At 72.2% G+C, this 17,077-nt stretch carries 14 protein-coding genes and 1 pseudogene; 3 read left to right on the top strand and 12 right to left on the bottom strand.

What is annotated here, in order from left to right; translation table 11 throughout:
* Positions 1-98: 98 nt before the first annotated feature.
* The 3 genes from B207_RS0113410 to B207_RS0113400 form a co-directional block, all read right to left on the bottom strand.
* The gene (locus tag B207_RS0113410) at positions 99-1,097 is read right to left on the bottom strand and encodes a MaoC family dehydratase (protein WP_018637061.1); all 999 of its coding nucleotides are present in this window, start codon (positions 1,095-1,097) and stop codon (positions 99-101) included.
* Positions 1,094-2,422: a CoA transferase gene (locus B207_RS33780; RefSeq protein ID WP_230205010.1), complete on the bottom strand. Its 1,329-nt coding sequence runs from the start codon at positions 2,420-2,422 to the stop codon at positions 1,094-1,096. Before B207_RS33780 ends, B207_RS0113410 begins: the two co-directional genes overlap by 4 nt.
* A 318-nt stretch (positions 2,423-2,740) precedes the next feature.
* Positions 2,741-4,273: an MFS transporter gene (locus B207_RS0113400; protein WP_051102515.1), complete on the bottom strand. Its 1,533-nt coding sequence runs from the start codon at positions 4,271-4,273 to the stop codon at positions 2,741-2,743.
* A 345-nt stretch (positions 4,274-4,618) separates the two neighbouring features.
* Between B207_RS0113400 and B207_RS0113395 the strand changes: the two genes are divergently transcribed.
* Positions 4,619-5,827: an ABC transporter substrate-binding protein gene (locus B207_RS0113395; protein WP_018637058.1), complete on the top strand. Its 1,209-nt coding sequence runs from the start codon at positions 4,619-4,621 to the stop codon at positions 5,825-5,827.
* Positions 5,828-6,052: 225 nt separating this feature from the next.
* On the opposite strand, the pseudogene B207_RS33775 reads toward B207_RS0113395, so the two are convergent.
* Positions 6,053-6,610, bottom strand: a pseudogene (locus B207_RS33775) (TetR/AcrR family transcriptional regulator); the annotation flags it as partial.
* 859 nt (positions 6,611-7,469) lie between these two features.
* Here B207_RS33775 and B207_RS0113385 point away from each other — a divergent pair.
* Positions 7,470-8,414 (top strand): LLM class F420-dependent oxidoreductase, encoded by a 945-nt coding sequence (locus B207_RS0113385; protein WP_035740607.1) that lies wholly within the window; start codon positions 7,470-7,472, stop codon positions 8,412-8,414.
* Positions 8,415-8,467: 53 nt separating this feature from the next.
* On the opposite strand, the gene B207_RS0113380 is transcribed toward B207_RS0113385, so the two are convergent.
* The 7 genes from B207_RS0113380 to B207_RS0113350 form a co-directional block, all read right to left on the bottom strand.
* On the bottom strand, positions 8,468-9,286 hold the full coding sequence (locus B207_RS0113380; RefSeq protein WP_018637055.1) for an NAD(P)-dependent oxidoreductase: 819 nt from the start codon (positions 9,284-9,286) through the stop codon (positions 8,468-8,470).
* Positions 9,287-9,346: 60 nt separating this feature from the next.
* Positions 9,347-10,060: an SDR family oxidoreductase gene (locus B207_RS0113375; RefSeq protein ID WP_018637054.1), complete on the bottom strand. Its 714-nt coding sequence runs from the start codon at positions 10,058-10,060 to the stop codon at positions 9,347-9,349.
* A gap of 111 nt (positions 10,061-10,171) precedes the next feature.
* Complete coding sequence (locus B207_RS33770; RefSeq protein ID WP_230205012.1) at positions 10,172-10,720, bottom strand: SAM-dependent methyltransferase; 549 nt, start codon at positions 10,718-10,720, stop codon at positions 10,172-10,174.
* 132 nt (positions 10,721-10,852) lie between these two features.
* A complete protein-coding gene (katG, locus tag B207_RS0113365) occupies positions 10,853-13,138 on the bottom strand; it encodes a catalase/peroxidase HPI (protein ID WP_018637052.1) in 2,286 nt (761 codons plus the stop codon).
* A gap of 146 nt (positions 13,139-13,284) precedes the next feature.
* The gene (locus tag B207_RS0113360) at positions 13,285-13,719 is read right to left on the bottom strand and encodes a Fur family transcriptional regulator (RefSeq protein ID WP_018637051.1); all 435 of its coding nucleotides are present in this window, start codon (positions 13,717-13,719) and stop codon (positions 13,285-13,287) included.
* 178 nt (positions 13,720-13,897) lie between these two features.
* A complete protein-coding gene (locus B207_RS0113355) occupies positions 13,898-14,752 on the bottom strand; it encodes an SAM-dependent methyltransferase (protein WP_018637050.1) in 855 nt (284 codons plus the stop codon).
* A gap of 117 nt (positions 14,753-14,869) precedes the next feature.
* Positions 14,870-15,436, bottom strand: a complete 567-nt coding sequence (locus B207_RS0113350) for a TetR/AcrR family transcriptional regulator (RefSeq protein ID WP_018637049.1) — start codon at positions 15,434-15,436, stop codon at positions 14,870-14,872.
* 120 nt (positions 15,437-15,556) lie between these two features.
* Between B207_RS0113350 and B207_RS0113345 the strand changes: the two genes are divergently transcribed.
* Positions 15,557-16,519: an SDR family NAD(P)-dependent oxidoreductase gene (locus B207_RS0113345; protein WP_018637048.1), complete on the top strand. Its 963-nt coding sequence runs from the start codon at positions 15,557-15,559 to the stop codon at positions 16,517-16,519.
* 144 nt (positions 16,520-16,663) lie between these two features.
* Here B207_RS0113345 and B207_RS0113340 read toward each other — a convergent pair whose 3' ends face one another.
* Positions 16,664-17,077 (bottom strand): nuclear transport factor 2 family protein, encoded by a 414-nt coding sequence (locus B207_RS0113340; RefSeq protein WP_018637047.1) that lies wholly within the window; start codon positions 17,075-17,077, stop codon positions 16,664-16,666.

Genomic DNA, 17,077 nt, shown 5'->3' with positions numbered 1-17,077 from the left:
GGCTCGTGCCGGGCGGAACCGGAGGATCAGTGCCTGGCCCGCCCGGCGCGGGGCCGGCCCCGGCGCCTCGGTGACGCTGGCGCCCTGCGGGCCTGCTGTCAGGGCAGGACTGCCACGAACTTCCAGTCGAGCACGTCACGGTCAGGGTCCCCGTCGGCACGCACGCGGGAGCGGAGACTGACAAGCCCGCCGCAGGCGGGGAGGGGGCTCAGCTCCTCGACGGTGATCTCGCTGCGCAGCGTGTCGCCCTCGTACACCGGGCCGACGTGGTCGCACCCGTGCCACCCCGCGACCGTCACCAGCGCCGGCAGCGCCCGTGTGACCTGCGCGAACGCCAGCCCGATCGTGTGACCGCCGTAGACCAGCCGACGTCCGCCGCCGGCGGCGCTGTCGTGGTGGACCTGCGCGATGTTGAGGGTGAGCCTGGCCAGTTCCGGCGCGCTCGACACGACGTCCCCGCCGCCGACGAGCCAGCTCTGCCCGGCCTTCAGGTCGGCGAAGCGGAAGCCCTCGGTGGCGGCGGCGAAGCGGGCGAGGTCCCAGCCGTCGACGACGGCGGCAAGCTCCGCCGGGGCCGGCGGGGCGCCGACGGACTCGACGTCGTCGCGGTGACCGGTCGCACGCTCCGGGTCGCGCAGCGGCAGCATCGCGCAGCGCCAGAAGTCCAGGACCGGACGTCCGTGCTGGTCGACGGTGGTGATCCGGAGCACCGCGAGGCCGGTGGGCCGCCGGCCGGGCCGCACACTGTTCTGCCGCAGTGCGACGACCTCGGTGGACGTCCGCAGTGTGTCGCCCATCGCCGGGGTGCGGCGGAAGACCAGGCCCCGGTAGAAGAGGTTGGCCTTGACGTGGTGGGTGACGACGGTGGACTGGCCGATGGCGACGTCCCAGACGACGTTCGGCGGCGCGAGGGCGGCACCGCCGGTGACCTCGGCGCACAGCGCGGTGTCGAGGGCGAGCGCGAGCCGGCCACCGACGATGGAACGGTGGACGTCGACCAGGCCCGGAGTGAGTGTCACCCCCGGCGCGGAACGGAACGTCTGCCCGACGGCCAGCTCGTCGAAGTAGGGACCCTCGGCGACAGCTCCGATCGTCATCCGCGCGCTCCCGCCGACTCGCCCGACTCGCCCGACCCGTCTGACTCGCCCGACCCGTCTGACCGGCCCGGCTCGCCAGACCCTGTCGTGGGCCGGCTGATCACGCCGCTGTCGACCAGCCGCCCGATCTCGGCGTCGCCGAGCCCGAGGACCTCGGCCAGGACGGGCACGGTGTGCTCGCCGAGGCGAGGAGCGGCACCGGGGGCACCGTACCGGCCGTTCCACCTCATCGGCGAGCGTGCGGTGATCGCCGTGACCGGTCCCGTCGCGTGGTCCCTGGTGGGCAGCTCGACGTCCGCGAGCACGGGGAGGGGGTTCGCGGCGTGCGCGGCGACGACGTCGACCATGCCCCGGTACCGGCCCCACAGCACGCGGGCGGCGTCGAGCTCGCCCGCGACCTGGGCGTAGTCGCGGGCGGCGAACCAGGGGCGCAGCACCGCGGCGATGGTCTCGCGCAGCCGGTACCGGTCGGCCTCCTGGGTGAGGTCGGCGTCCAGGGCGGTCTCCAGCGCCGCGAACACCTCGCCGGTCTTGGTCACCGAGCAGAGCGCCGCCCACTGGCCCTCGGTGAGCGCGACCACCATCACCCGGTTGCCGTCGCTGCAGGTGAAGTCGACGCCGAAGCTGCCGTAGACGTGGTTGCCGTGCCGGGGCCGCTCCACTCCGCGGGCGGCGGCCTCGGACAGCCAGCCCATGTTCGCCACGCCGGCGAGCGCGACGTCGGAGAGGGCCAGCTCGATGAACGCGCCGGCGCCGGTGCGGTCACGGTCGCGCAGCGCGGCCAGGACAGCCGTCGACACGCTCATGCCGGTGATGTAGTCCCAGGCCGGCAGCACGTGGTTGACCGGCGCGCCGCCCTCCTCGCGACCGGTGATGCCGGGCAGGCCGACCTCGGCGTTGACCGTGTAGTCGACGGCCGGCCGGCCGTCCGGATAGCCCTGGACCCGGACGTGGATCAGGTCCGCCCGGCGCTCGGCGAGGGCGTCGTGCGCCATCCAGCGCCGCCCGACGACATTGTCGACGAGCACGCCCTGCTCCGGGCCCGGCGCGGTGATCAGGGCTGCCACCAGCTCCTTGCCCGCGGGGGAGCGCATGTCGATCGCGACGGAGCGTTTCGCCTTGTTGAGGGACGTCCAGTAGTAGCTCTCGCCGGTCGGGGCGACGGGCCAGCGCTGGTGGTCACTGCCGCCGCCGACCGGGTCGATCCTGATCACGTCGGCACCGAGCTGGGCGAGGGTCATCCCGCCGGTGGGCCCGGCGACGAAGCTCGCACACTCGATCACCCGCAGGCCCGCGAGAGGCCGGGCCACCTCGGGTGTCGTCACGACGCCCGCCCGGCGGTCGGGGCGGGCGCGCTGCGCCAGGTCGCTCCCCGGTCGGCCTCGATGTCCATGCGGGCACCGCCATCCTGCTCGAAGGAATCCGCTGCCCCGCATGACTCGACACTGAGCGTTTCTGTTTGCCGACGCAGGGTGATATTTTCGTTTCCCTCTTTGTTCCTATCAGAATTCAGGCGATGGCATAACTATTTTCCCGCTCGTCGAAGGCGTCGAAGGCGTCGAAGGCGTCGGGGGCCTCGAAGGCATCGACGGTCGGCCGCGAGCGCCGGCAGCCCCGCCGCCGGCACCCCGGAACCGAGGTGGTCAGGAGACGCTCGCACCCGCTCCCGAGCGGGCCGTGCTGGTCGACGTCGGACGCTGGTCGGGGACGACGGCGCCGACCGGTCGCGCCGCCCGTCCGGGAATGGCCAGTGCGAGCAGGCAGGCGGCCAGCGCGGCCCCCGCACCGATCAGGAACCCGACCCGCATGCCGGTGAGCGAGGGCACGGTGCTCGCGCCGAAGGAGATCGTCATGTTGGCCAGGACCACACCGATCACCGCACTGGCGGTGGACGTCCCGATCGAGCGCATCAGGGTGTTGAGGCCGTTGGCGGCCGCGCCCTCGGACGCCGGCGCCGACGTCATGATCAGGGTCGGCATCGCCGCGTACGCGAGACCGACGCCGGTGCTGATCACCGCGGTGACGATGAGCAGGCCCCAGGGCGTGCCGAGCAGGCCCTGTGCCAGCAGGTAGCCCGCCGTGATCACCGCGGAGCCGGTGATGAGGGCGGCCTTCGGCCCGCGGGCGGCGATCAGCCGGCCGGCGACCGGTGACATGGCCATCATCACCAGGCCGCCGGGAGCCATCCACAGGCCGGTGGCGACCAGCGACTGGCCGAGGCCGTGCCCGGTCGCCCGGGGCAGCTGCAGCAGCTGCGGACTGATCAGCGACATCGCGTACATCGCGAAGCCCAGCACCGTCGACGCGATGTTGGTCAGGAGCACCGGGCGGCGGCTGGACGTCCGCAGGTCGACCAGGGGGGCTGTGGTGCGGGTCTCCCACCAGCCCCAGGCCAGCAGGACCAGGACGGCGCCCGCGAACAGCCCCAGGGTGGTGGCGCTCGCCCAGCCCCAGGCCGCGCCCTTCGTCACCGCGAGCAGCAGGGCCACCAGGCCGGCGGAGAGCGCCACCGCGCCGGGCAGATCGAAGGTGCCCGTCCCCCGGACGGGGGATTCCGGCACGACCACGGTGATCAGGACGACGAGGGCGCCGGCCGCGACCAGGGACCCCCAGAACAGCACGTGCCAGTCGAAGTTCTGCGCCACGACCGCCGCGATCGGCAGGCCCAGCGCCCCGCCGATGCCCAGCGAGGAGCTCATCAGGGCCATCGCCGGAATGAGCCGCCTGGGGGGCAGGAGGTCCCGCATGATGCTGATGCCCAGCGGGATGATCGGCAGGCCGAGGCCCTGCAGGGCGCGCCCGGCGACGATCGGCACCAGCGAGCTGCTCAGCGCGCAGATCAGCGACCCGGCGGCGAGGCAGTAGGCGGCGACGAGCAGCATCCGCCGCTTGCCGAAGAGATCACCGAGACGCCCGAACACCGGGTTGGCGACGGCGCCGGTCAGCAGGGTCGCGGTGATGGCCCAGGAGGCGTCCGCGGCACTGCTGTCCAGCAGGCGGGGCAGCACCGGGATCAGCGGGACCATCAGGGTCTGCATCAGCGCGACGACGACGCCCGCCGAGGCCAGGACGGCGATGACCACTTCGACGCGCCGTGCTCCGCCCTCTGTCGCCCCGACCGCGGAGCCTGCGTCGGGAACCGGCCGGGAGCTGCCAGGGACTTCGCTGGACACCATGTGCACCCCACAGTTAGCTGTATCGTACAACTATGTGTATCACGCACATCGGGGGACGTCCGTGTACGGCCGGTGGGTCGTTGGTCACACCGGGCCTTTGAGTATCCAGCTGTCGGTCCTGGGTTGTGTCGTGGTCGGCCGGGCGGCGGTTCTGGTCCGGAATGTGGCCTGTTTTCCCAGCTCAGGAGTATTTGTGCGCACTCGGGGCGCGATGGCTACTATCCTGCGGCATCAACTGAATCATCGGAAAGCGTGACCTGTTGTTGGCGATGGGCGTCTCGACGGGCGTGGCTCGCTACGGTCTGCGACGGCATGGATGTCGTTCGCGTCAGCAAAGGGGATTTCATGCGTAAACACGGCCTCGCCGGACCGTTAGGCCTGGCAGTCGCGCTGGCCGTGGCTGCCGTGACAAGCTGCTCCACGCCCGGCGCCGGTGCCGAGGCGAACATCGCCTGCGACACGCCGGGCGTCACCGCCGATCACGTGAACCTGGGATTCGTGTTCTCCAACTCGGGCGTCGGTAGCGCGGCGCTCTCGTCCGCCCGCTCCGGGGTGGACGCGCGGTTGGGTCTGGCCAATGCCAACGGGGGCATCCACGGCCGCACCGTCGTCTACGACTGGCGGGACGACGGCTCCTCGCCCACGGCGAACGAACGCATGACGACCGAGCTCGTCCAGCAGCAGTCGGTCTTCGGGCTGCTCATGGTGTCGTCCACCATCGGCGGTTCGCCGGAGCGGCTGGCGCGGGAGGGCGTACCGGTCGTCGGGCTCCCGCAGACCGACTTCGCGAAGTACCCGAACTGGTTCTCGCACCTCTACGACGTGTCACCCGAGACCATCGGCCGCTACCTGGGTATCCGCGGCGCGTCGAAGGTCGCGGTCGTGACGACCGGTTCGGCGCAGTTCGTCCAGGATCTCGCCCGGCGCTACGCGGCCGCGTTCGGGGAGGTCGGGCTGCCGACGGCCGAGATCATTCCCTTCGCGTCCGGCAGTGACAGCCCGCGCCAGATCGCGCGGCGGATCACCGAGAGCGGCGCGGACTCGCTGGTCGGTTTCACCACTCTGGACGACTTCGCGCAGATCTCGCAGGCCGTTCATGACTCCCAGGTGGAGCTGGCCGCCAGCGTCTCGCTCAGCGGCTACGACCGCAGCACACTGAGCCGCCTCGGGAAGCAGCTCGTCGGCGTGTCCTTCCCTGTGTACTTCCACCCGTTCGAGGGCGGCGGCCCGGCGATCGAGACCTATCGTGAGGCGATGGGCCGGTTCGCGCCGGAGACCGGGCAGCCCGACCAGCAGTTCGCGATGTACGGGTACATCTACGCCGACATGTTCCTGCGCGGTCTCGAGCTTGCCGGCGACTGCCCCACCCGGGAGTCCTTCATCAGCTCCCTGCGCAACGTGCCCGACTTCGACGCGGGCGGCCTGATCGAACCCATCGACCTGCGCACCAACGCCACCACCCCACTCCAGTGCAGCGCGTTCGTCGAGATCGACCCGACCGGCATGGCGTTCGCCGTCACGCGGGAGAAGCTCTGCGCCCACGACGTGGCCTGATCGGCGCACACGTCCCGCTGCGCCAGCCCGGATTCCGACAACGGGCCGGTCAGCGAGGGCTCCTGAGCAGCCGCCGCCCGCCAGCCGTCATCCGCCTGCCCGGGTGCCGGCCGGCTGGCCGTCGCCCACCGCCACCGGGGCGATGGCCACCGGGGTGCCGGCCGTCGGGCTGCCGGGCGCCGGATCACCGGCGATCTCGCGGCTGGCCGGGGTTCCGGGGGAGGCCACGCCGGCCAGCGTGTGCAGGCCGGCGCGGATGCGCCGCAGCGGCATCTCCCGCGCGGTCATGAGGTAGTCGACGACGTCCGCCCGCAGTGCGGTGAACAGAACGTGCGCCAGGTAGTCGGCGTCCTCCTCCGGGCGGGCCACCGTGAGGCGCCGGGTCAGCTCGGCGATCCAGTACCGGCTCGACGCGTTGGCGTAGTAGACGTTCGGCCCGCGGTTCTCCAGCGCCCGGATCAACGTGCGGTTGCCGACCACGAAATCGAGCAGCGCGTCGAGGTAGGCGCGCGTGGCCTCCGCGGGGGAGCCGCCGGGGCCCAGCGGTGGTGCACCGTGCTCGACCTGCTGGCTCAGCGCGTTCACCCGCGGCATCAGAACAGCCTCGATCAGTGCCGTGCGATCACCGAACCGCCGGAAGACGGTGCCCTTCCCGACCCCCGCGGCCTCGGCGATGTCGCTCATCGACACGCTCTCGGCGCCGTCCCGATCGAACAGTGTCGCCGCCGCCGCCAGGATCGCCGCGCGGTTCCGGGCCGCGTCGACGCGCTCCTGCCCATCCATCCGCGGGCCTCCTTCACCTGGTCTGCTGTCTGCGCGACGCCCGCGGGCCTCGCTGTCCGTGCACCTGTGTACCCGTGTGGTAACGAATGCTCCCTGGCTGTGGCCTGCCGCTCGGCGGGGCCTGGCAACGCCGGCACGCCGGTGGTCGGGGCTGCCTCGCCTGGTCCAGGTGCTGACACCGCGGACGGAGATATTTTGCCAGGAGTCCGCCCCGGACACCCGGACATCAGGTGACGAGGTGGTGACCGATGGTGCCGTGGGTGGGTCGCGTCGTGGGAGCTGCTGACGGGCGGTCGCGGTCCACCTGGACCGTGTACCCGAGAGTCGACCGTGGCACGGCCCGGGCAAGCCCCGAACAGTGACGGGTCACACATGGCCATCCGCGGCCGCCAGCCGGTCTGGTCCGGTCGAGCCACCACCCGCCGACTCCACGCGGTCGCGTGCCGTCCGTGCCGTCCGTGTGGTCCCGGAGCTCTTTTTCCTGGCTCGGGCAGAAGAGACAGACGCCCTGGTGAAGCGGGGTGACCCGGCTCCGCTCGGTGTCGGCGACGTCCCCATGAGCGAGCGTGCGCGGGCGTGTACCCGCAATACTGCGTCCGTGACTCGGACGACGCGCGAGCAGACGGACAGCACACCTACCCGCGGACAGGACACCAACCCGGTTGCCACCCCGGCCGCGACGGCGTCGGTGGCCGCGAACGGGGACGCGACCGCCTCGGCGACCGGACCGGCGGCGGCCGCAGCGGCCGCAGCGGCGGCGTCGGCGGCGGCGGCGTCGGCGGCGGCGGCGAAGGCCGTGGCGACGGCGAGCGGCGCGGCGGCAGACGGGAACGGGGAGGTGGCCGCGGGGCGCTGGGGGATGACGATCCCGCTGCCGGGCGTGCCGCTGCCGGAGCTGCCGGCGTGGTGCGGGCGCCTCGCGGACCTCGGGTTCACCGACGTCTGGTCCTCCGAGGCGACCGCGACGGACGGGATCATCCCGCTGGCGCTCGCGGCCGCCGAACCGCGGCTGCGGCTGGGCAGCGCGATCCTCCCGGTGTACACCCGAGGCCCGGCACTGCTCGCCCAGACCGCGGCGACGCTGGCGGCCGCGGCTCCGGGCCGGTTCGTCCTCGGCCTGGGCACCTCGTCGAACGTGATCGTCTCGAACTGGAACTCCGTCCCGTTCACCCGTCCCTACCAGCGGGTGCTGGACACCGTCCGCTTCCTGCGCCGGGCGTTCGCCGGTGAGAAGATCAACGAGGAGTTTCCCTCCTTCACGGTGCGCGGTTTCCGGCTCGGCATCGCTCCGCCGACCCCGCCGAAGATCATGGTGGCGGCGCTGCGGCCACGGATGCTGGAGCTCGCCGGCCGCGAGGCCGACGGCGTCATCCTCAACTGGCTCTCGCCGGACGACTGCGACACCGTCCTCCCGCACGTGCGTGAGCACGGCCCGGACGCCGAGGTGATCGCCCGGATCTTCGTGTACGTCCACGACGGTGACCGGGAGCGGGCCCGCCCGGCGCTGCGGCAGCTGGTCGCCGCCTACCTCACGGTGCCGGTGTACCGGCAGTTCCACGTCTGGCTCGGCCGCGAGGCGGCCCTGGCGGGCATGTGGGCGGCCTGGGAGGCCGGGGACCGCAGGGGCGCGCTGGCCGCCATCCCGGACGAGGTCGTCGACGACCTGATCGTGCACGGGACGGCGGAACAGTGCCGGGCCGGCCTCCAGCGGTACGTCGACCACGGGATCACCACCCCCGTGCTCGCCCTCATGAACAGCGGCCCGGACGTCGCGGACGCGGTGTCGGCCCTCGCCGTTCCCTGAGCTCTGCCCCTGGTCCCGGCGCCGTCGGGCGGAGCCGCCGAGCCGCTGCGCGGTCAGCTCTTCCCGGCGGTCCCGATCGCGGTGACGAGGCGCTGTGCGACATCGACGATCTCGTGGCCCGGGGCTGTCGCGAGGATCTCGGCCGTCAGGGTGACGTCCTTGGCGAGCGTGGGCCCGGCGGGCGTCCCGGCGAGGGCGGCCAGCGAGCCGGCGCGCAGCCGCACCCCGGAGCCGACACAGGACGAGCTGCTCGTCAGCAGGACCGACGCGAGGCCCTCCGGGTCGACACCGAGGGAGCGCCCGGCCGCCATAGCCTGGTCCGCGAGCGCGATCTGGGCGGCGAGCAGCGTGTTGTTGATGAGTTTCGCGGCCGAGGCCGTGCCGACCTCGCCGAGGTGCACCACGTGGTTCGAGAACGCCGCCAGCAGCTCGGTGACGTCGGCGAGGGCACCGGCGTCGCCTCCGATCATGACGGTCAGCTCACCGGCGAGGGCGCGCGGAGCGCCGCCGCTCACCGGGGCGTCGAGAACACGCAGGCCGGCCTCGCCGGCCCGGGCGGCGATGGCGCGGATCTGCAGGGGCGAGACGGTGCTGTGCACGAGCACGACGGTGCCGGGGCGGGCGGTGGTGGCGATGCCGTCGGCGCCGAAGAGGACCTCCTCGACGCCGGCCGCGTCGAACACGCAGACGCCGACCGCGTCGATCTGCGCTCCGAGGGCCGCCGGGGTCGAGGCGACGGTGGCCTCCGTGCCGGCGAACGGCGCCAGTGTGGCTTCCCGGCGGGCGTACAAAGTGAGCTCATGGCCCGCGGACAGGATCCGCTGCGCCATCGGCAGGCCCATACTGCCCAGACCGATGAATCCGACCTTCATCCCGATCTCCCCTGTTGGTCTCGTCCTGGAAGAGGCAGCCTCGACCGATCAGCTTAGGAATCAGCCCAGGTCGAGGGGCGTGGGGACGTACCTCATGGGCGCGCGCCCCGGCGTCAGGACGAGCTCGGTACCCGGCTCGCCGGCGCGCAGCAGCTCGACGATCGCGGCGCCCACGTCGTCCGAGGCCAGCATGGGGATGCCCGCGGCCTGGAACCGCTCGCGCCCCGGAGCGGTCAGCGGGGTGTCGACGAGCCCGGGGCAGACCGCGCAGAGGCTGATCCCCTCCCGCGCGAGCGGCTCGGACAGCGCCCGGACCAGGCCGATGACGGCATGCTTGGTCATCGTGTAGATCGGGTCCTGCTCGACGCCCCGCAGCGCCGCGTGCGAGGCGGTGACCACGATCGAACCGCTGCCGTGTCGGCGCATCACCGGGAGCGCCGCGCGCAGCCCGTACACCACGGAGTGCTGGTTGACCCCGACGACCGCCTGGTAGCGGCCGAGGTCCATGGTCGCCGGATCCTTGTCGACAGAGTTGTGCCCGGCGTTGAGAACGAGCAGGTCCAGCCGGTCACCGGCGGCGGCGACCATCCGCAGCGAGAGATCGGGGTCGGTCAGGTCACCGACGAGCGCCTCGCCGCCGAGGGAGGCGGCGACCTCCGTCACCGCCGGATTGCGGTCGACGAGGAGACAGCGCGTGCCGCCGGCTGCCAGCTGGCGCGCGACCGACTCCCCGATGCCGCCCGCGGCCCCTGTGACGATCGCGACCTCGCTCATCCAGCCGTCTCCCGTTCGCCGATCCGTATTCGTCCCTCAGGGCACGCTAGCGGGACGTCCGGTGACAGGCACGGCCCGAGCCGAGCGGGCCGAACGCCGCGGGGCGGGTGGCTACGGCTTGCGGGCGACGCCGCTGTACATGTAGACCTGCCGATCGCTCAGCGCGGCCGCCTCCTCGTCGGGGTGCCAGCGGTGGGCGAGCACGACACCCGGGTCGAGCAGGTCCAGGCCCTTGAAGAAGCCTTCGACGGTGCCCCGGTCCCGCGCGGTCAGCGGAATGCCGTTGGCCCGGTAGGAGGCCACGCCGGCGTTCACCTCGTCGGGGGTGAAGTCCGCCGTGGTGGTGGTGAGCGCCAGCATGCTGCCCGGTGGGAGCGGAGCCATGAGCTGGTCGATGACGGTCTGCACGACGCCGTCGTCGGGAATGAAGTGCACGATCGCGATCAGGCTGAGTGCGACAGGCCGGCGCAGGTCGAAGGTGTCCCGCAGCTGCTCGGATTCCAGGATGGCGCCCGGGTCGGTGAAGTCGGCGTCCAGATAGGCGGTGCGGCCCTCGGGGGCACTGGTGAGCAGGGCCCGGGCGTGCACCAGCACGATGGGATCGTTGTCGACGTAGACGACCCGCGATTCCGGGGCGACCTGCTGGACGACCTCGTGCAGGTTCGGCCGGTCCGTGCCGCCGGCGTCGCTGCCTGCGGGTGGCCGTCGAGCGGCACGGACCAGGGGTTGTCCGAGGGCTCCGCCAGGGGCCCCCGAGGGCCATTGCCCCCTCGGGGAGCCCTCGGAGCCTGCTCAGGGCGTGGCGACAGGGGCGAGGTCGAACCGGCCGAGGTTCGACACCTTCGCCCAGGCCGCGACGAAGTCACGGACGAACTTCTCCCGGGCGTCGTCGCTCGCGTACACCTCGGCCAGCGCCCGCAGCTCGGAGTTCGACCCGAAGACGAGGTCGACGCGGCTCGCCGTCCAGCGCAGTTCGCCGGTCGCGGCGTCCCGGCCCTCGAAGACGCCCGCGTCGCCCGCCGCGGGCGCCCAGGTGGTGCCCAGGTCGAGGAGGTTGACGAAGAAGTCGTTCGACAGGGTCCCCGGGGCGGCGGTGAGGACACCGAGCGGTGACTGCTGGTAGTTCGCGCCGAGGACGCGCAGGCCACCGACGAGCACCGTCAGCTCCGGCGCACTCAGGGTCAGCAGGTTCGCCCGGTCGACGAGGAGGAACTCGGCCGGCAGCCGGCTGCCCTTGCCGACGTAGTTGCGGAACCCGTCCACGGTCGGCTCCAGCGGGACGAACGACTCGACGTCCGTCTGCTCCTGCGAGGCGTCCGTCCGGCCTGGTGTGAACGGCACCTCGATCTCGACACCGGCGCTGCGGGCGGCCTGCTCGACGGCGGCGGCACCGGCGAGCACGATCAGGTCGGCGAGCGAGATCCGCCGGCCGCCGGTCCGGGCTGCGTTGAAGCCCTCCTGGATGCCCGTCAGCGTGCGCAGGACGGCGGCGAGCTCGTCGGGCTCGTTCACCTCCCACCCGCGCTGCGGCTCCAGCCGGACACGGGCCCCGTTCGCACCGCCGCGCTTGTCTCCGCCGCGGAACGTCGAGGCGGACGCCCACGCCACGCCGACCAGCCGCGACACCGGCAGGCCCGAGGCGAGAACGCGAGCCTTGAGGTCGGCGACGTCCTCGGCGGTGACGAGCTCGTGGTCGACCGCCGGCACCGGGTCCTGCCAGATCAGTGTCTCGGCGGGGACCTCCGGGCCGAGGTAGCGCGCGATCGGGCCCATGTCACGGTGCGTCAGCTTGAACCAGGCGCGGGCGAAAGCGTCGGCGAACTCCTCCGGGTGCTCCAGGAAGCGCCGCGAGATCGGCTCGTATACGGGGTCGGCGCGCAGCGCCAGGTCCGTCGTCAGCATCGTCGGCGCGTGGGTCCGGGACGGGTCGTGCGCGTCCGGGACGGTTCCGGCGCCCGCACCGTCCGCCGGCTTCCACTGGTACGCCCCGGCGGGGCTGCGCGTCAGCTCCCACTCGTAGCCGAAAAGGATCTCGAAGAAACTGTTGTCCCAGGTCACCGGGGTGTTCGTCCAGATGCCCTCAAGACCGCTGGTGATCGTGTCGCCACCCCTGCCGGTGCCGAAGCTGTTCTTCCAGCCGAGGCCCTGCTCCTCCAGCGGGGCGCCCTCGGGCTCGGCGCCGACGTACTCGTCGGGGTTCGCCGCGCCGTGGGTCTTGCCGAAGGTGTGGCCGCCGGCGATCAGCGCGACGGTCTCGGTGTCGTCCATCGCCATCCGGCGGAACGTCTCGCGGATGTCCCGGGCCGCGGCGAGCGGGTCGGGCGTGCCGTTCGGGCCCTCCGGGTTGACGTAGATCAGGCCCATCTGGACCGCGCCGAGCGGCTCCTCGAGCTCCCGGTCACCGGTGTAGCGCTCGTCGCCGAGCCAGGTCTGCTCCGGGCCCCAGTAGACGTCATCGTCGGGCTCCCAGACATCTGGCCGGCCGCCGGCGAAACCGAAGGTGGTGAAGCCCATCGACTCCAGCGCGACATTGCCGGCGAGCACGAGCAGGTCGGCCCAGGAAAGTGCCTGGCCGTACTTCTTCTTGACCGGCCAGAGCAGCCGGCGGGCCTTGTCCAGGTTCGCGTTGTCCGGCCAGCTGTTGAGCGGCGCGAAACGCTGCTGGCCGGCACCGGCGCCACCGCGGCCGTCGCTGATCCGGTAGGTGCCGGCGGCGTGCCACGCCATCCGGATGACGAACGGCCCGTAGTGCCCGAAGTCGGCCGGCCACCAGTCCTGCGAGGTGGTCAGGACCTGGGCGATGTCCTGCTTCACGGCCGGGAGGTCGAGGGTGGTGAACGCCGCCGCGTAGTCGAAGTCCGCGCCGAGGGGGTTCGCCACGGCCGGGTCCTTGGCGAGAATCCTCAGGTTCAGCTGGTTCGGCCACCAGCCGCGGTTACCACCTCCCTGGGTGGGGTGCGGGGCGCGCCCGTGCGCGACCGGGCAGCGCGCCTCGCTCTGGTTGTCCTGACCGGTCTCGTTGCTCGCGGTGTTGGTGGGGAAGACCTCGGCCTTGTCGTGGGCGGTGTTCTCGGACATTGCACCCTCCGGGCACGTTGATCAACAATGATCGTGGCGTTTCAGAGACGTCCGGTGTGTTCGGGGCCTGTCGGCTGGGAGCCTGCGCGGTGCTGGTTCGCTGCTGTTGGTCAGGGGCGGCTGTCTGGTCAGAGACGGCTACCTGGTCAGGGATGGCTGCCGGCGGTGGAACAGGCGGGGCAGAGGCCCCAGTAGACGACCTCGGCCTCGTCGATCGAGAACCCGTGATCGTCGGACGCGGTGAGGCACGGGGCGTCACCGACGGCGCAGTCGACGTCCGAGACGGCGCCGCAGGACCGGCAGACGACGTGGTGGTGGTTGTCGCCGACCCGCGACTCGTAGCGGGCCACCGAGCCGGCCGGCTGGATGCGCCGGACGAGGCCCGCGTTCGTGAGGACCCGCAGCGAGTCGTAGACGGCCTGGTGGGAGGCCTCGGGGAGCTCCTCGCGCACGGCGGAGATGATCGATTCGGTGTCGGCGTGCGGATGCGCGTGCACCGCACCGAGGACCGCGACCCGAGGACGGGTGACGCGCAGCGCGACCCCCCGCAGCAGCTGCTGGAGGTCCGCGGGCGACGTCATGGCTAGTACGGTGCACCCTTTTCCTGAACCAGTCAAGAAAGCGATCGAAGATCTTCGGGGGTGCCGGGAGCGAGCCCTGTCGCCCGCCGTGTCGCCCGCCGGGCTCGGACCCACCGGGCTCGGAGATGTGCTCCGGACGTCGGGCTCACCCGAGCGACGACGTCCGGGGTGCGGGTGGCTACGGCTTGCGGGCGATTCCGCCGTACATGTAGACCTGGCTGTCGGTGTAGGTCGCCGCATCGGCGTCGGGGTGCCAGCGGTGGACGAGCGTGACCCCGGGGTCCAGGAGTTCCAGCCCCGCGAAGAAGGACTCGACACCCTTCCGGTCCCGGGCGGTCAGCGGGATGCCGTTGGCCCGGTAGGCGGCGACGCCCGCGTGCACCTCCTCCGGTGAGTAGTCGGCCGTCGTCGTGGACACGGCGAGAATGCTCCCTGACGGCAGCGGAGCCATGAGCTGGTCGATGACCTTCTGCACGACGCCGTCGTCGGGAATGAAGTGCACGACCGCGAGGAGGCTGACCGCCACCGGCCGGCTCAGGTCGAGCGTCTCCTGCAGCTGGTCGGACCCGAGGATCTCGTCCGGCCTGCTCAGATCGGCGTCCAGATAGGCGGTGCGGCCCTCGGGAGTGCTGGTGAGCAGGGCCCGGGCGTGCACCAGCACGATGGGATCGTTGTCGACGTAGACGACCCGCGATTCCGGGGCGACCTGCTGGACGACCTCGTGCAGGTTCGGCGCGGTCGGCAGCCCGGAGCCGATGTCGAGGAACTGCCGGATGCCGTGCTCGGCGGCCAGGGTGCGGGCCATCCGGGCCATGAAGTTCCGGTTCGCCCGCATGGACGTCGGCAGGTTCGGCAGGCTTCTGCTGAATTCTCCGGCCGCGGCCCGGTCCGCCGGGAAGTTCTCCGTCCCGCCGAGGATGTAGTCGTAGACCCGCGCCGGGTGCGGAATGTCGGTCCGCAGGTCGACGTCCAGCGTCGTTCCGTCTGCCGCGACCAGGCTGTGGCCTCCGACAGGCTCGTTACCCAAGGTCACGAATCCCCCGTTTCAAGGCAACGTCTGTATGCGGAGTGCACCCTATCGCTCGCCCCGAGCGCCTCTGTGCCCTTCGGCCGGATGGAGCGGATCGTCCCGGTGGGCGGCCCGGCGCCCTCAGCGGTGCGGGCGCAGTCCGTCCAGGGCGAGATCGAGCAGGCGTCCGACCTGGGCGCGGTCGCCGCGGTCGGCGGTCGCGAGCGCCACGCCGCTGATGCTCACGAGGAGGTCGTCCGGGGTGACGTCCGCCCGCAGCACGCCGGCCGATGCTCCGGCGGTGAGCAGTGTCGTCACCGCGCCGGTGAGCCGCTGGCGGCTGTTCGCGAACGGGTCGCCGCCGGCCGCGATCAGTGCGCGCAGTGCGTCGCCCATGCCCCGCTTGGTGGCCATGTAGTCGACGAAGCGCGTCATCCACTCGCGAAGGGCCTGGTCGGGCGCCATGGTGCGGACGAGGTCGTCGGCGGAGTCGCACAGCCGGTCCAGCTCGTTGCGGTAGGCGGCGTCGATCAGCGCCTCCCGGGTGGGGAAGTGCCGGTACAGCGTGCCGATGCCGACCCCGGCCTCCTTGGCGATCGCGCCGAGAGTGACCTCCGGGCCCTCCTCGGACAGCATCCGGACGGCCGTCTCGAGCAGTCGCTCCCGGTTGCGGCGGGCGTCTACGCGCAGGGGGCGGGCAGCTGACACCAGGTCTCCCGAGGGTATCGAAGTCCGTGGGTTCGGTCGGGAACTATTCGGAGGCTCCTCCGGTTAGTCTCGAGTGGAACGGAGGATCCTCCGAATAAGCGTACCGAGAGGGCTCAGAAGATGACTGATCGGATCACGACCCCGTTCAACGCCGAGTCGACCGCCGCCGAGGTGATCGCCGGTGCGGACCTCGCCGGGCAGCGCACCATCGTCACCGGCGGTGCCTCCGGCATCGGCATCGAGACGGCGCGGGCGCTGGCCGGCGCCGGAGCGGAGGTGACCCTCGCCGTCCGCGACACTGGCGCGGGCGAGCGCACCGCCGCCGACATCGCCGCCGGCGGGGCGCCCGGCCGGGTCCTGGTCGAGGCGCTCGATCTGGCCGACCAGGCGTCGGTGGCCGCGTTCGTGTCCCGATGGGACGGGCCGCTCGACATCCTGGTCAACAACGCCGGCGTCATGGCCTCGCCGCTCACCCGCACGCCCGAAGGCTGGGAGCTGCAGTTCGCCACGAACCACCTGGGCCACTTCGCTCTCACCACCGGCCTTTACCGGGCGCTGGTCGCCGCCGCGGGCGCACGCGTCGTGTCGGTGAGCTCCAGCGCGCACCACCGCTCGCCGGTGGTCTTCGACGACATCCACTTCGAGCGGCGCCCCTACGACCCGTGGTCGGCCTACGGCCAGTCGAAGACGGCCAACGTGCTGTTCGCCGTCGAGGCCAGCCAGCGGTGGGCCGGCGACGACATCACCGTGAACGCGCTGATGCCCGGCGGCATCCGCACGAACCTGCAGCGCCACATCTCCGAGGAGGAACTCGACCGGCTGCGCGCCGCCGCCGGCGGCAGCGACCTGAAATGGAAGACCTCGGAGCAGGGCGCTGCGACGTCCATCCTGGTCGCGGTGTCGCCGCTGCTCGCCGGGGTCGGCGGGCGGTACTTCGAGGACTGCAACGAGGCGGAGGCCGGCGGCTCCCTCACCGCCCGCAACGGTGTGGCGGCCCACGCCCTCGACCCTCAGGCCGCCACGCAGCTCTGGGACGTCTCCGAGCAGACCCTCCACACCGGCCACGCGGCCACCGTCGCCTGACCCGGTGGCGGATGGACCTGGCCGCCCGCCGGCTGCGCGACACCGACGACACCCTGGAGACCATCGCCCACCCGTGATCGGCTGGCCGCCGGGCAGGCGCTGCCCGGGGCCGGGTGCTGCTGGCGGTCGGATGCCGACCGGCGGTCAGGCGCTGTCGGGGCGGGCGAAGTCGACGCGCAGGCGGGTCAGGGCCAGGGAGCTGATCTGCCAGGTGCCGTCGGTTTTCGCGTAGGTCTCGTGGTAGTGGCCGTAGCCGGTCAGGTCGGTGCCGTCGGGGAAACGGACCCGGTCCTCCATCGCCCAGATCCCGGTCGCCGTGTCCGGTGCGGTGGCGGTGATCTCAGGGGTGTGGCAGTGGTGGACGGTCACCGCCTCCGTGAGGGCCTGGCGTACGAAGTCCACGATCGCGTCACCACCGGTGAGGGCGTTGCCGCCGGAGCTCGTCGTGTCCATCACCGCCTTGTCGGTGAACAGCGCGCGGAAACCGTCCCAGTCCTTCGTGTCGAGCAGCCGGCAGTACCGGGCCTTGAGCTGCCTGATCGCCTCGATGTCGTCCAT

It is taken from the genome of Parafrankia elaeagni (genome assembly GCF_000374165.1).
GTDB lineage: Bacteria > Actinomycetota > Actinomycetes > Frankiales > Frankiaceae > Parafrankia > Parafrankia elaeagni.
This window is presented reverse-complemented; position numbering and strand designations above follow the sequence as displayed.

What these genes read in the sequence shown, in the direction of transcription:
- B207_RS0113345 (WP_018637048.1), top strand. Translation starts at nt 15,557, where the DNA reads ATGACTGATCGGATCACGACCCCGTTCAACGCCGAGTCGACCGCCGCC.
- B207_RS0113395 (WP_018637058.1), top strand. Translation starts at nt 4,619, where the DNA reads ATGCGTAAACACGGCCTCGCCGGACCGTTAGGCCTGGCAGTCGCGCTG.
- B207_RS0113340 (WP_018637047.1), bottom strand. Translation starts at nt 17,077, where the DNA reads ATGGACGACATCGAGGCGATCAGGCAGCTCAAGGCCCGGTACTGCCGG.
- B207_RS0113400 (WP_051102515.1), bottom strand. Translation starts at nt 4,273, where the DNA reads ATGGTGTCCAGCGAAGTCCCTGGCAGCTCCCGGCCGGTTCCCGACGCA.
- B207_RS0113375 (WP_018637054.1), bottom strand. Translation starts at nt 10,060, where the DNA reads ATGAGCGAGGTCGCGATCGTCACAGGGGCCGCGGGCGGCATCGGGGAG.
- katG (WP_018637052.1), bottom strand. Translation starts at nt 13,138, where the DNA reads ATGTCCGAGAACACCGCCCACGACAAGGCCGAGGTCTTCCCCACCAAC.
- B207_RS0113360 (WP_018637051.1), bottom strand. Translation starts at nt 13,719, where the DNA reads ATGACGTCGCCCGCGGACCTCCAGCAGCTGCTGCGGGGGGTCGCGCTG.
- B207_RS0113385 (WP_035740607.1), top strand. Translation starts at nt 7,470, where the DNA reads ATGACGATCCCGCTGCCGGGCGTGCCGCTGCCGGAGCTGCCGGCGTGG.
- B207_RS0113410 (WP_018637061.1), bottom strand. Translation starts at nt 1,097, where the DNA reads ATGACGATCGGAGCTGTCGCCGAGGGTCCCTACTTCGACGAGCTGGCC.
- B207_RS0113380 (WP_018637055.1), bottom strand. Translation starts at nt 9,286, where the DNA reads ATGAAGGTCGGATTCATCGGTCTGGGCAGTATGGGCCTGCCGATGGCG.